Annotated in this window: 9 protein-coding genes and 1 other annotated feature (1 of these 10 only partly in view); of the genes, 5 read left to right on the top strand and 4 right to left on the bottom strand. The window is 50.8% G+C overall.

The features are described 5' to 3' along the window. Nucleotides 1-164: a binding site (T-box leader), on the top strand; it begins 94 nt to the left of the window's first position. A gap of 88 nt (nucleotides 165-252) precedes the next feature. Together MHI45_RS14385 and MHI45_RS14380 are read left to right on the top strand one after the other, a co-directional pair. Beyond that, nucleotides 253-1,956: a glutamine--tRNA ligase/YqeY domain fusion protein gene (locus tag MHI45_RS14385; protein ID WP_076114044.1), complete on the top strand. Its 1,704-nt coding sequence runs from the start codon at nucleotides 253-255 to the stop codon at nucleotides 1,954-1,956. 423 nt (nucleotides 1,957-2,379) lie between these two features. Further along, on the top strand, nucleotides 2,380-3,648 hold the full coding sequence (locus MHI45_RS14380; protein ID WP_144024483.1) for an Nramp family divalent metal transporter: 1,269 nt from the start codon (nucleotides 2,380-2,382) through the stop codon (nucleotides 3,646-3,648). 110 nt (nucleotides 3,649-3,758) lie between these two features. Here the strand turns inward: MHI45_RS14380 and MHI45_RS14375 are convergent, their stop codons facing one another. From MHI45_RS14375 to MHI45_RS14365, 3 genes are all read right to left on the bottom strand, one after another. After that, nucleotides 3,759-5,066 carry an ABC transporter substrate-binding protein gene (locus MHI45_RS14375; protein WP_038596738.1) on the bottom strand — a complete coding sequence of 436 codons (1,308 nt, stop codon included), beginning with the start codon at nucleotides 5,064-5,066 and terminating at the stop codon, nucleotides 3,759-3,761. A gap of 107 nt (nucleotides 5,067-5,173) precedes the next feature. After that, nucleotides 5,174-6,013, bottom strand: coding sequence for a carbohydrate ABC transporter permease (locus MHI45_RS14370; RefSeq protein WP_439823194.1), 840 nt, complete (start codon nucleotides 6,011-6,013; stop codon nucleotides 5,174-5,176). Then, nucleotides 6,010-6,900, bottom strand: coding sequence for a carbohydrate ABC transporter permease (locus MHI45_RS14365; protein WP_038596733.1), 891 nt, complete (start codon nucleotides 6,898-6,900; stop codon nucleotides 6,010-6,012). Before MHI45_RS14365 ends, MHI45_RS14370 begins: the two co-directional genes overlap by 4 nt. Nucleotides 6,901-7,021: 121 nt before the next feature. Here MHI45_RS14365 and MHI45_RS14360 point away from each other — a divergent pair, with 121 nt between their 5' ends. The 3 genes from MHI45_RS14360 to MHI45_RS14350 all read left to right on the top strand — a co-directional run bounded on the left by MHI45_RS14360 (nucleotide 7,022) and on the right by MHI45_RS14350 (nucleotide 11,604). Next, nucleotides 7,022-8,851, top strand: coding sequence for a sensor histidine kinase (locus tag MHI45_RS14360; protein WP_038596731.1), 1,830 nt, complete (start codon nucleotides 7,022-7,024; stop codon nucleotides 8,849-8,851). Between the two features lie 35 nt (nucleotides 8,852-8,886). Beyond that, a complete protein-coding gene (locus MHI45_RS14355; protein WP_038596728.1) occupies nucleotides 8,887-10,467 on the top strand; it encodes a response regulator in 1,581 nt (526 codons plus the stop codon). Between the two features lie 132 nt (nucleotides 10,468-10,599). Continuing rightward, a complete protein-coding gene (locus MHI45_RS14350; protein ID WP_076114039.1) occupies nucleotides 10,600-11,604 on the top strand; it encodes an HD-GYP domain-containing protein in 1,005 nt (334 codons plus the stop codon). A gap of 11 nt (nucleotides 11,605-11,615) precedes the next feature. Here the strand turns inward: MHI45_RS14350 and MHI45_RS14345 are convergent, their stop codons facing one another. After that, nucleotides 11,616-12,746 carry an N-acetylmuramoyl-L-alanine amidase gene (locus tag MHI45_RS14345; RefSeq protein WP_076114038.1) on the bottom strand — a complete coding sequence of 377 codons (1,131 nt, stop codon included), beginning with the start codon at nucleotides 12,744-12,746 and terminating at the stop codon, nucleotides 11,616-11,618. Nucleotides 12,747-12,805 lie beyond the last annotated feature (59 nt).

The following is a 12,805-nucleotide window of genomic DNA, read 5'->3' as shown; positions in this document are numbered from 1 at the left end:
CTCTGAGCGGCGTATCGGAACCGGCAGCCGGGGATGGTACGACAGGTGCTCCTGTTACAGAGCTAGAGTATAAGCCTTGCTTTCAGCAATGCCGTACTTGATGAGTTTAATATGGCGACATATTAATAAACATGGGGTGGTACCGCGAGAATCTCGTCCCCAAGACGCAAAGTCTTGGAGGTGAGGTTCTTTTTTGTTGCGCAGAATTACTGTTTAGGAGCGGTTATTGCACACACACAGGAGGGTTTAGCTATGAGTAATGTAAATGAGATGCCAGAAGAGAAGAATGAAGAGAACTATATGGAGAAACTGATCAGGGAAGATGTGGAAGGCGGCGTCTACAGCAGAGCGGTCTGCACAAGGTTTCCGCCGGAGCCGAACGGGTATCTTCATATCGGCAGTGCGTTTGCGATTCATACAAACTATGACATGGCCCGCAGATTCAATGGAGTATTTAATCTGCGCTTTGATGATACCAACCCGCTGAAAGAAGATATGGAATATGTGAAGGCCATCATAGAAGATATCGAGTGGCTGGGCTGCAGCCCGGGTGAGCATATTTATTACGGCTCTGACTATTCGGAGCAAATCTACAGCAGCGCGGTGGCCTTGATCCGTAAGGGCAAAGCCTATGTTTGTGATTTGTCTCATGAGGAGGTCACCGCCTTCAGGGGGACTTTAACCGAACCGGGAACGAACAGCCCTTACCGGGAGCGCACGGTGGAAGAGAATCTGAGCCTGTTCAGCGGAATGAGAAACGGGGAGTATCCTTCCGGGTCCAGGGTGCTGCGGGCCAAAATAGATATGGGCTCGCCCAACATCAATCTGAGGGACCCCATACTGTACAGAATCATTCATGCCGAACATTACCGGACAGGGGAGGCGTGGTGCATTTATCCGCTGTATGATTTTGCCCATCCCATTCAAGACGCTATTGAAGGAGTAACACATTCCTTGTGCTCTCTGGAATTCAAGGATCACCGGCCGTTGTACGAATGGGTACTGAATGAGCTGGAGACCCCCGAGGCGCCCAAACAAAGGGAATTCGGCAGGGTTAACCTGACCGGTGTTGTCACCAGCAAACGTTATCTCCGGCAGCTGGTTGCCGGCAATTATGTGGAAGGCTGGGATGATCCAAGATTGCCCACGCTTCGCGGACTGCGGAGAAGAGGGTTTACGCCGGAGAGCATCAAGAGCTTTGTGATGGGGATTGGCATGGTCAGAAATCAGACAATGGTTGACTTCTCGATGCTGGAGCATAGCCTGAGACAGGATTTGAAAGCCAAAGCGCCTAGTGTAATGGCGGTGCTTGATCCTTTAAAGGTTGTGATCACCAATTATGCAGGGCAAGCCGGAGAGAATTTTGAGCTGCTGGATATAGATAACAACAGTGAGAATCCAGAGCTAGGCACAAGAAAGGTCCCTTTTTCCGGAGTCTTATATATTGAGCGGGAGGATTTCATGGAAGAACCGTCTCCGGGCTTTCGCCGTCTGACGATAGGCGGAGAGGTGCGGCTGAAGGGGGCTTACATTATCAAATGCAATGAAGTGGTCAAGGACATGGCAACGGGGGAGATCACTGAGCTGCGCTGTACCTATGACATTGAAACGAAGAGCGGAAGCGGCTTTAACGGGCGGAAAGTGAAAGGAACGCTCCACTGGGTATCTGCCGGTCACGGCATTCGGGCTGATGTATATCTGTACGAGAAGCTGCTCAAAGACAACGAGGGTCCTAAGGGCGATACCGGGACATGGGGAGATGTCATTAACCCGGATTCGGTGAAGCTTCTGAAGAATTGCCTGTTGGAGCCATTTGTGGAAGGGGCATTGCCGGAAGCGAAATTCCAATTTATGCGCCATGGATATTTCTGTGCCGACAGCAAGCACAGCGGCGAAGACCGGCTGGTATTCAACAGAATTGTTCCACTGAAGGATAGCTGGAAGGGGAAGAAATAGCTATTTGAGGAAGCGGGCAAGAACAGGGAATTTCATCCTGAATCTTGCCCGTTTTTTTAAAATTTAAGAATTTATATGCTTCACGCTATAAATTATCCTTCTACTTCTCGCTGAAACGGATACCGTCCTTTTGAGGACGGGGAAGCCGTTTCCACTTGTGGAGTCTTATGTTGTGGAGGCTCACTTACTGGGCTTATGGTACATATGATTAACTATGATTGCCGGACATTAATTTGAGTTAAGAATAAGTGATGGTTTTATCGGAAAATTCCATGAAAATTACATTTACATTTTTCATTAAGCAGATTATAATAAAAATAAGTTAAATGTTGCACCAGGGAAACTTTCATGTGTGAGAACAACTTTTTCCGGGCAAGAGGAGGGTTTGAAATGATCGAGCAAAACGTGGTGGAAACACCCAAAATGATAAATAATCCGAAGCACAAGAATACAATTTCAGCACAAGCTGTACTTAACGGGGACGTCAAAGGATTGAAGAGACTCCTTCCGTTTCTGGGCCCGGCCTTTATTGCCTCAGTAGCGTATCTGGACCCCGGGAATTTCGCCACGAACATTACGGCCGGATCGAAATACGGTTACCTGTTGTTATGGGTCATTGCCGCATCGAATTTAATGGCCGTGCTGATACAGTCCTTATCCGCCAAGCTTGGCATAGCTACCGGAAAGAATCTGCCGGAAGTGGCGCGCGAACGCTTCCCGAAGGGCGCTTCCATTTTTTTATGGATACAAAGCGAACTGGTCATTATTGCCACGGACCTGGCGGAGTTTATCGGGGCAGCCCTTGGACTATATCTGCTATTCGGGATACCGATGCTGCCTGCCGCAATAATTACCGCTGTCGGTTCATTCGCTATTCTTGAGCTGCAGCGGCGTGGTTACCGGACGCTTGAGGCCGGGATTGCTTCGATGGTGCTGATCGTCGTCTTAGCCTTTGCTTTCCAGGTCATTATGGCTAAGCCGGATGCGGGAGCAGTAATCGCCGGAATATTCACCCCTGCATTCGAGGGTGTGGACAGCATCCTGCTGGCAGCAGGGATTCTCGGGGCAACGGTCATGCCGCATGCGATTTATCTTCATTCTTCACTGACACAGAGCCGTGTGGTCGGGATTGACGAAAAAGAGAAAAAACAGATTTTCAAGCTGGAAATGATCGATATCGTCATTGCGATGGTTATTGCTGGTGCTGTGAATATGGCGATGGTAATCGTTGCCGCTGCCCTTTTCTTTAAGAACGGGCTTGTAGTTGAAGACTTGGATGTGGCCTTCCAGCAGTTCCGCCATCTGGCTGGTCCGGTAACGGCAGTTTCGTTCGGCCTTGGACTCTTGATCGCAGGACTGTCGAGTTCTTCGGTTGGGACAATGGCCGGTGATGTGGTTATGCAGGGATTCATTAATAAGAGAATCAACCTGTATCTGCGGCGGGCGATTACGATTATTCCTCCGCTGGCGATTATCGCCTTTGGCATCAATCCGACCCGCGCACTGGTGATGAGCCAGGTAGTATTGTCCTTCGGGATAGCCTTTGCTTTGATCCCGCTTGTTATTTTCACCAGCAACCGCCAGATTATGAAGGGGCTGGTCAACCACCGGATTACTACGGTCCTGGGCTGGATCATCTCTGCGCTGGTCGTATCACTCAATCTGTTCCTGATTGTTGAAATGTTCATCTAAAAGGCAGAATCAGACAAAACCCCGCTCCCCCGGTGACTGTCAGGTATAACCTGACAGCACACCGGAAGGCGGGGCTTTTTGTACATAAGGATGTATAAGCTTTGCACTGATTATTGCTTCACGATATCCTGTACGGATTTATCCAGTTTTTCCAGGAGCTGATCGTGGTTAATTTGTCCGCCGAGATATTCCTGCATCGCAGCGCCGAAGCCCTGAGTTACCCCGTCAGGGAACATATCCCAGTTCCAGCCGAGTGCAGTTGCGGATTTTTCTTGGACAGCAACGGCAACCTGGCCGATATCTTCTGCAGCTGTTTCAATATCAGTTTCAGCCGGAATAAACTTGAACTCCTTGGTCAAATATTGTTTGCCGGTCTCCGAGGATACGAGCCAGTTCAGGAACGCTTTGGCTTCTTCCGGATGCGCGGATTTGCTGTTTACAACATAGTTATTAGGTACTCCTACCAGAATGGTGCCTTCTTCGTCACTGATCGGGAGCGGGAGCAGGCCAAGGTTCAGTGCAGGGTCAATCTTGTCGATATCACCCTGAGTCCAGTTGCCCTGCATCATCATTGCCGCTTTGCCGGAGGCGAAATCAGCAACCTGAGTCGCATAGTCAGTAGTCATTTTGTTATCTTGGGCGTTGCCGAAGATTACATCCACCAGATCAAGCCATTGTTCGAACACGGCATTGCCTTTAAAGGTTTGCGTACCGGCTTTGACATCATCGACAAATTTCTTCGGATCAGGCTGGTGGGCAAGACCAACATTCACAAGGTGCATCCCCATGGACCACCATTCGTTGGTTGCTTCAAATGGAGTGATGCCGGCAGCTTTCAGCTTCGCGGCAGCGTCCTTAAGCTGGGACAGTGTTTTTGGTTCTTCAGTAATACCAGCTTTGGTAAACAGATCCTTGTTATAGATAAGGCCATAGCCCTCGACGTTCATCGGCATGCCGTAAAGCTTGCCGTCCACAGTAGCAGGAGTTTTGGAGGTAGGGATCAGTTTTGCGGCCCAAGGCTGGTCTGACAAGTCGGTAGCGCGGTCCATGTAAGGAACCAGAGCGGTGTAGCCGCCGTTATTGAAAATTTCCGGTTCCGAGCCTGAGGCAATTTCCGCTTTGAGCAAAGCGCCGTAATCTTCGCCGCCGCCATGCGTTTCGACTTCAACCTTGACTCCGGTTTCTTTCTCATACAGTTCAGCCAATGTGTTCAGCTGTTCGGCAATTTCGACCTTGAACTGGAACATTTTGATCGTCACATCTTTGGCAGGAGCTTTTGTCGCCTCAGTTGCTGCTGACTCTTTCGGCGCATTGGTAGCGGTTCCATTGTTCCCGGAATTAGTATTGCCGCCATTGCCGCAACCTGCGATAATGAGTGTGCAAACGGTTGCGATAACAAACGCGAACTTTCTTTTCATAGAATAACCTCCCTGGTCTGTGGTTCCTACAACTTGATCGTAATGCATATGACCTTACACTTACACTTAATATTTTGCTCGAAAAAGTGGATATTGTTGCAACCCTTTTATCCCTTGACGGATCCTGAAGTTACTCCTTCAACAATATACCGCTGCAGCGTCAGGAAGAACAGGAGGATCGGTGTAATGGCCATGACCAGTCCTGCGAGCGCAAGATCCCACTTCTTAGTGTACTGCCCGAAGAATTTGGTTACAGCTACCGGCAGTGTAGTCAGATCCTTATTACCGCCGATGACCAGCACAGGCAGCAGGTAGTCATTCCAGATCCAAAGGGTGTTGAGAATAATTACAGTAACAATAATTGGCATCAGCAGCGGGAAGACGATTTTGAAGAAAACGCCGTAAGGATTGGAGCCGTCGACCCGGGCCGCTTCCTCCAGCTCAAAGGGCACGGTTTTGATAAAGCCGTGGAACAGGAAGACTGACAGAGGCATCCCGAACCCCAGATAGCAAGCCACAATACCGTAAAGTTCTCCGCGCAGCTCCAGGATACTGGTTACCCGGACCAATTGCAGCATCAGCGACTGGAAGGGAATAATCATCGCCGAGATGAGCAGCAGGAAGACAAAGGAATTGAAGCGCGACGGCTTTCTAACGATCTGATAAGCGGCCATGGAGCTGAACAGAACAATGAAGATAACGCTCAGGATGGTAATCTGCAGAGAGTTCCAGAAAGCCTGCGGGAAGTCTATGGCGTCCCAGACCTTAGAATAATTGCTCCACACAAAAACCTGCGGAAACGATGCAGCATCAGTCAGAATTTCCTTAAGCCCTTTAACAGAGTTGCTAAGCACCAGGTAGAACGGAGACAGGAAGACAAGGGCCAGGAGTATGGCGGCAATTTCCAGAATGAAATTTCTGGGACGGTATCTGCTGCTGTTCATTATGCCGACACCTCTTTTCTCTTAGTGATCCATACCTGAGTAACGGTGATCAGTGATACAGCAGCGAAGAAGAGCAGCGCTTTGGCTGTGCCAAGACCGTACCGGTTGTTGATTAGCGCTTCCGCATAAATGTTATAGGCGAGCGACTGGGTGGAGGTTCCCGGTCCGCCCTTGGTCAGCGACAGGTTAAGGTCGAACATTTTAAAGGCATTGGATGTGGTCAGGAACAGGCAGATTGTGATGGCCGGCATGATCAAAGGCACATAGACGCTTTTGAACAGCTGGGGTGCGCGGGCGCCATCGATCTTGGCCGCTTCAATCAAATCCTTCGGAATCCCGGCGAGTGAGGCAATATAGATAACCATCATATACCCGGCAGTCTGCCACACAAATACGATGACAAGGCCCCAGAAGCCAGTGCTGGGCGTACCGAGCCAAGGCAGCTGGAAGAAGGAGATTCCGGTGATTTCGCCGATTGTCCCGAAGCCCTTGGTGAAGATAAACTGCCAGATGTATCCTAGCAGAATACCGCCGATTACATTGGGCATAAAGAAGATGGTACGCAGCAATTTCTTGGTCTTCAGTGTCGTCATCAGCAGGAAGGCCAGCAGAAGTGCCAGCACATTCGCGGCAATTACGGACACTATAGTGAAGCGAAGGGTAAAGAGCAGGGATTCCCAGAACTTATCATCATTCAGAAAAATCCGTTTCCAGTTGGCGGCGCCTGTCCAGACCGCTTTGTCCAGATCCAGCCCGTTCCAGTCAGTGGAAGAATAATAAAAGCCGAGAAAGAAGGGTGTGACCACAATGGTCAGGAAGAAGAGCAGGCAGGGGCCGAGGAAAACGATTTGCTGTCCCCAGCCTTTTTGCAAACGCAGAGCTTTTCTCATATGGAATCTCCTTTGTATAGTTTTTCAACGGGTTCATACCCTCATTATAGGAAGAGGCAGGAGTCATCAACACTCAATTTGATGATTATAAAAGTGGATTATATTGCAGGAGGAAAAGGGCATGTTCAGAAACAGTATCCGGACCCGGCTGATGGCGCTAGTGCTGCTGGCCTCAGTGATTCCGTCGGGGATATCCGTAACGTTCTCATATCTCTATACCAAGAAATCGGTAACCGAACAGTCAGTGAAGCAGAATACGAAGCTGCTGACACTTGGGGAGGCTAATCTCAGTAGTTACTTCAGCGGAGTGAATCAGCAGGCGATGTCCCTATACAGCGGAATCAATGTCCCCAGCTCCTTCTATACGAGCCTGCTTACGGCCAAACATCCGGATAATGCTCCTGAAAACTCCGTCTTGCCGGATAACCGGGCGATCATCTCAACACAGCTCTATAACCTGTTCCTCTCCGACCGGAACACCTTTCAGATTCACCTGTATGTCCGGGCGGCCAGGCAGTCGAATCTGGTGCTCGGCGGGCTATTCCGCCGGGAGAATAATGATGATTACGCCCCGGTGATCCAAACGGAGGAAACGTACCGGCCTTATATTGAGGTTACGCATATGGATCATCAATACGGGATGAAGTCCGGATTCCCTAATTTGAAATCGGGTACTGTGCCGGTTTTTACTGCTCATTTCCCCATGTACCGAACGCCGAGCGATGATGTTCTGGCCGATCTGTCGATTGATTTCCGTTTGGGGGAGCTGGAGGGAATCGTCAAATCCATGTACAATTCGGATACAGAACGGCTTTATATCTTGAATGAACAGGGGCAGGCCTTGTTTGCTTCTGATTCCGATTGGATCGGCAAACCGGTCACTGCAGGCTGGAGCCAGTTGCCGGAGAAGGATGACAGTGGCCATTTCACCTGGAAGAAGGATGGTTTCGAGGGTATTGTAATGTATCGCCACATTGAGAATACGTTGTTCAAGGGCAGCATCATCAAGCTGGTTCCCTATGAAGATCTGTATGGCGATGCCAGAACTATCACCCGGTTCAACACCGGAATCGGTGTGCTGTTCCTGATCCTTGGCGGACTCAGCGCGGTATTAATCTCCGTCGGATTCACAAGGCCGATCAAGAAGCTGATCTCCTTCACCCAGAAAGTGCAGATTGGTCAGCTTGATGCGCATATGGATGCCGAACGGGAGGATGAATTCGGCCTCCTGACACGCAAAATCACCGGCATGACCCGGACGATCAACGATCTTATCTTAAAGGAATACAAACTTGAGCTGGCCAACAAGACCAATCAGCTGAAGGCGCTGCAGGCCCAGGTCAATCCTCATTTCCTGTATAATGCCCTGCAGTCCATTGCCAGTCTGTCCTTGCGCTACAATGCACCCAAGGTGTATGATCTCATCTATTCGCTTGGCAGTATGATGCGCTATTCCATGAACACGGAGCGGACGCAGGTCCCGCTTCGTGATGAACTGGAGCATGTGCAGAATTATGTGATCCTGCAGACGGAACGTTTCGGGGAAGAGAACTTAAGGCTGGATATTGATGCAGAGGAAGCTGCTCTGGAGATTGCCGTGCCCAAGATGATTCTGCAGCCCATTGTTGAGAATATATTCAAGCATGGTTTTACGGACGGGATCCGCGAGGCTGTAATCTCCATCACCTGTGCTCTGGATGCGAACGGCAGCCTGCGGCTTGCCGTCAAGGACAACGGCAAAGGAATCACTGCGGAACGGCTGGAGGAAATTACAGCCGGACTTCAGCAGAGCGGCCGGACAGAGCACGAAGAGATTGGGCTGCATAACGTACTGGCGCGTGTGCGGCTGCAGATGAGCAGCGGGGCAGAGCTATTGCTGCAGAGTGTCGAAGGCGGCGGGGTTAAGGTGACGCTTATTATTCCGCTGGATATGATGGACCCAACAAATTAAGGGAGTGCAATGGACCCAAAGGAGCGGCAAGTGAGATGAAGGTGCTGATTGTAGACGATGAGAAGCATGTGCGTGAGGCGATCCGCTATTTTGTACCGTGGGAAAAATATCAGATTTCAGAGATTTTTGAGGCGACCAACGGGCAGGAAGCTACGCTGATAATGCAGGAGCAACAGCCGGCGATTGTCTTCACGGATATGCGGATGCCGCTGATGGACGGTGCGGAGCTGCTGGAATGGCTGCATCATCATTTCCCGAATACGAAGACAATTGTCATTAGCGGGTATCAGGACTTCAATTATGTAAAGCCGGCAATCGTCTACGGAGGGACAGATTATTTGCTGAAGCCCCTGAACAGTAAACAACTGATTGCCGCAGCCGAGCATGCCTTCAAGCTGTGGTTGGAGGAAGAGGAGGAGCGGCAGCAGAGTCACCGGCAGAATATGCAGCTTAATGTGCTGCGGCCGCTGTACTGGGACAAGATGCTCTCGGATCTGGTCTCCGGCCATGCTTCATTTCAGGAGCTGAAGCCTTCCTTGTGCGAAGAGCTGGGGTTGCAGGGGGATGCGGCAAGCTGCAGAGTTGCCGTAATCTCGCTCCAGCGTGCAAACTGCCGCCTGCTGGAGCGGTTTCATGGCGATGTGACGCTGACCTCCTTCGTGCTGGCGAACGTCTGCAATGAGGTGATCTCCCCCGGGAGAAGCGGCTTTGCCTTTCGCAGCTGGCAGGCCGGCACCGATATTGTCATTCTTTTCTGGACGGCGGCTCTGGATGTGGAAGTGTGGGTGCGGCTTATCAATGAATCGATGAAACAGACTTATGGGGTACAGGTGGATATTGGACTCAGCCGGCCCGTGGCTTTTCCCGAAGGACTGCAAAACGCCTTCCGTCAGGCGCGTCAAGGCCTGAGTGAGCGCAATCTCCTTCAGCGGGAAGGGCGCATTTATCATTACAGGGAGCTGACGGAGGAGAGTGGGTCTGTGGAAGACCACGTGCTGGAATCACTGCTGGACAAGCTCAGAGTGGCCGTATTATCGGGGGATCTGCAGAGAATGGAACGGGTGGTTGATGAATGGGCCGATCAGCTTTCAGGGCTGTCGCTGCTCACCGAGAATAACTTTCTGCACCAGCAGGAAGAGATCCGCGCCGTTCTGATGCGCTGGCGGCAGAATGAGGAGATTGCCTTTGAGCTGTGTTATGACGAAGAGGGGATGTTCTCCGTTGAGAACTGGCGGAATCAGTTTAAGACTATGCTGCAGCGATTGTGGAAAGGGAATTCCCAGACACCGGACAGCCGGCTTGTTCAGGAAATCCGGGAATACCTCAATCAGAACTACGCCAAGGACATGACGCTTCAGCATATCGCCGAGCGCTTTTTTATCAGCAGGGAGAATGTCTCACGCAAGTTCAAACAGATCAGCGGGGAGAATCTGTCCGATTATTTAACTGCACTGAGAATAGACAAGGCCAAGACGCTGCTGCAAAATACAAACCTGCGGCTGTCGCAGATTTCAGAGCTGGTCGGCTATGAGGATGAGAAGTATTTCAGCCGGGTTTTTAAGAAATCGACCGGGCAGACTCCTCGTGAATACCGCAAGCAGGAGGACTCTCTGTAGCGAAATAACCACTCCACAATGGACAAAAAATGGAGCCGTCCTACAAATTTCAGAATTCCCCATCTTTTACCGATAATAGTCATACGGATATCGCACATCATTTTATCGGTTAAATGGGAGGGTTGGTATGGTATGGATAGTTATTTAGGCAGAATCCTCAAAAATGATCTGATCAATGCGTACGGTGTAACTGTAATACCTGCAAGAAGCGTATTGAACGCAGAGCATTTGGAACTCATCCGCAAGCAAAGAATCAATACATTGGATATCGTATTCACCGATGAACAACCACAGACGCCGGCCTGCCGCGAGATGGTCAACGGTGTCGTGGAAGTGTCGAAGGATTTATTTAATTCTTTCAGATTAACCCGCAAAGTACCATTGGCGGATATAAGAAAGGATGTTGTACCGGTTGTTCAGGAGATTTCACTCCTTCCCGATATTTTTGCGCTGTTCGAAGCGATTCAGGGGAAGGACGATTATACATACCAGCACAATATTGGCGTAGGTGTGTTATCCACATTGATTGGCAGATGGATGAATATGGGGCAGGCGGAGCTGTCGGTGCTTTCCCTAGCTGCAACCTTGCATGATATCGGCAAGCTCAAAATCCCCTCCGAGTTGTTGAATAAACCGGATAAGCTGACCGCTGAAGAATTCGCCATGGTCCGAAAGCACACGATCTATGGCTATGAGATGCTCAAGGAGACAACGGGGGCGAATTCCCATATCACCTTGACCGCGCTCCAGCATCATGAGCGAAATGATGGCAAGGGTTATCCGCTGGGGCTGAAGGAGGAGCAGATTGATTCCTACAGCAAAATCGTTGCCGTTGCCGACATCTTTCATGCGATGTCCTCCAAGCGGCCCTATCATGAGGCCATGCCGTTTCATTCCATTGTGGAGCAGATGAGGAGAGGCAGCTTTGGGGCGCTTGACCCGCATGTGGTCTCTGTGTTCCTGGAGAATATTGTGAAACGGACCGTCGGGCGCGATGTGATCTTAACCGACGGCCGTGTCGGTGAAATTGTCTACTTGAATCCCCATAACATCGAAACGCCCTTAATCAAGATAGATGGTGAATATATCGACCTTGGCAAAATGAGGGATCTCAAGATCAAAGAAATCAGTATATAGCCGTTTCGCCATTAACCTTTAAAATAGTCTGCGAGCCCCTCGGCAATTGCCTTGGCGGCTTTTTTCTGATAGGCAGATGTGCGGACGACCGCTTCATCGTTCCGGTTGCTTAGGAACCCGAGCTCCACCAGTGCTGCCGGAAGGTTGTTCTCCCGCAGAATATGGTAGTTGCCGAAGGATACCCCGTTGCTCTTCAGTCCGATGCCCTGCCCGAGCCGGTTCTCAATGGAGCGTGCCAGGCGCAGATCATCCGATTCCGAGTAATAAAAAGTCAGCGTGCCGCTTACATTCTTCGGGGAGGAGTTGTAATGTATGCTGACAAAAGCGTCCGCCCCCACAGACTGCCCGATCTGCACTCTCCTGGCGAGAGAAGGGCGCTGGTCTTGGGTGCGTGTCAGCTCCACACGGGCTCCCTTGGCTGTCAGATAGTCGCGGACATACAATGCCGTCTGCAGATTCAGATCCTTCTCCAAAGTGTCAAAGGATGTGCCGAGCATGCCCGGGTCGCTGCCGCCATGACCCGGATCAATGACGATCCGCTTGCCATTGATCCCGCCAGTCTGCCTAAGGCTGCCAGTCGTTCGGCTCCCGCTTCCCGTGCTCGCGGAGCTTCCGCTGGCAATATATTGTGCAGAGACCCAGCCGGTCTCCCCGCTGGCGGTGCGGATCCGCACCCAACCGTTCTGCCGCAGCAGAACAGTTACGGAGTCCTCTGCCTTTAACGCCCCGAGTATCTTATAACCGGTTCCCGGACCTCCACGGATGCGCAGGGAGTCGGCTGTAACCATTGCTGTGCTGCTGCCGCTTCCGGAGGTCTTGGCGGATGTGGATACAGCAACTGCTGCACGGGCTTCACCACCTGTCCCGCTCACTTTTATGAGATAATACCCCGCAACCCAGCCGGAGATTGAACCGGACCGCACTTTTGCCCAGCCATGCTGCTCATCGGTAACGGTCACCTGTGCGCCGCTTTTTAAGGAGCCTGTGACAGCCGCATTGGCTGCCGGCTCGCTGCGTACATTCAGGGAGCTTGCACTCACTTTTGCTGTATAGGCTCCTGCAGCGGAACTGGTTGCAGTCTGCAGCATGCTTCCAGTGAGCAAGCAGGCTGCCAGCACTGCGGTATGTATAAATTTGTTCATAAATTTCCTCTCTTCCCGGATGGATAAATGTCTATTACCCGTTTCATCGGTCAAAGAAA

It is taken from the genome of Paenibacillus sp. FSL H3-0321 (assembly GCF_038002865.1).
In the GTDB taxonomy this organism is placed as follows: Bacteria; Bacillota; Bacilli; order Paenibacillales; family Paenibacillaceae; genus Paenibacillus_AQ.
The sequence above is the reverse complement of the archived record's forward strand: the minus strand, read 5'-3'. Positions and strand labels throughout refer to the sequence as shown.

What these genes read in the sequence shown, in the direction of transcription:
- MHI45_RS14350 (WP_076114039.1), top strand. Translation starts at nt 10,600, where the DNA reads ATGGATAGTTATTTAGGCAGAATCCTCAAAAATGATCTGATCAATGCG.
- MHI45_RS14345 (WP_076114038.1), bottom strand. Translation starts at nt 12,746, where the DNA reads ATGAACAAATTTATACATACCGCAGTGCTGGCAGCCTGCTTGCTCACT.
- MHI45_RS14355 (WP_038596728.1), top strand. Translation starts at nt 8,887, where the DNA reads ATGAAGGTGCTGATTGTAGACGATGAGAAGCATGTGCGTGAGGCGATC.
- MHI45_RS14385 (WP_076114044.1), top strand. Translation starts at nt 253, where the DNA reads ATGAGTAATGTAAATGAGATGCCAGAAGAGAAGAATGAAGAGAACTAT.
- MHI45_RS14360 (WP_038596731.1), top strand. Translation starts at nt 7,022, where the DNA reads ATGTTCAGAAACAGTATCCGGACCCGGCTGATGGCGCTAGTGCTGCTG.
- MHI45_RS14365 (WP_038596733.1), bottom strand. Translation starts at nt 6,900, where the DNA reads ATGAGAAAAGCTCTGCGTTTGCAAAAAGGCTGGGGACAGCAAATCGTT.
- MHI45_RS14380 (WP_144024483.1), top strand. Translation starts at nt 2,380, where the DNA reads ATGATAAATAATCCGAAGCACAAGAATACAATTTCAGCACAAGCTGTA.
- MHI45_RS14375 (WP_038596738.1), bottom strand. Translation starts at nt 5,066, where the DNA reads ATGAAAAGAAAGTTCGCGTTTGTTATCGCAACCGTTTGCACACTCATT.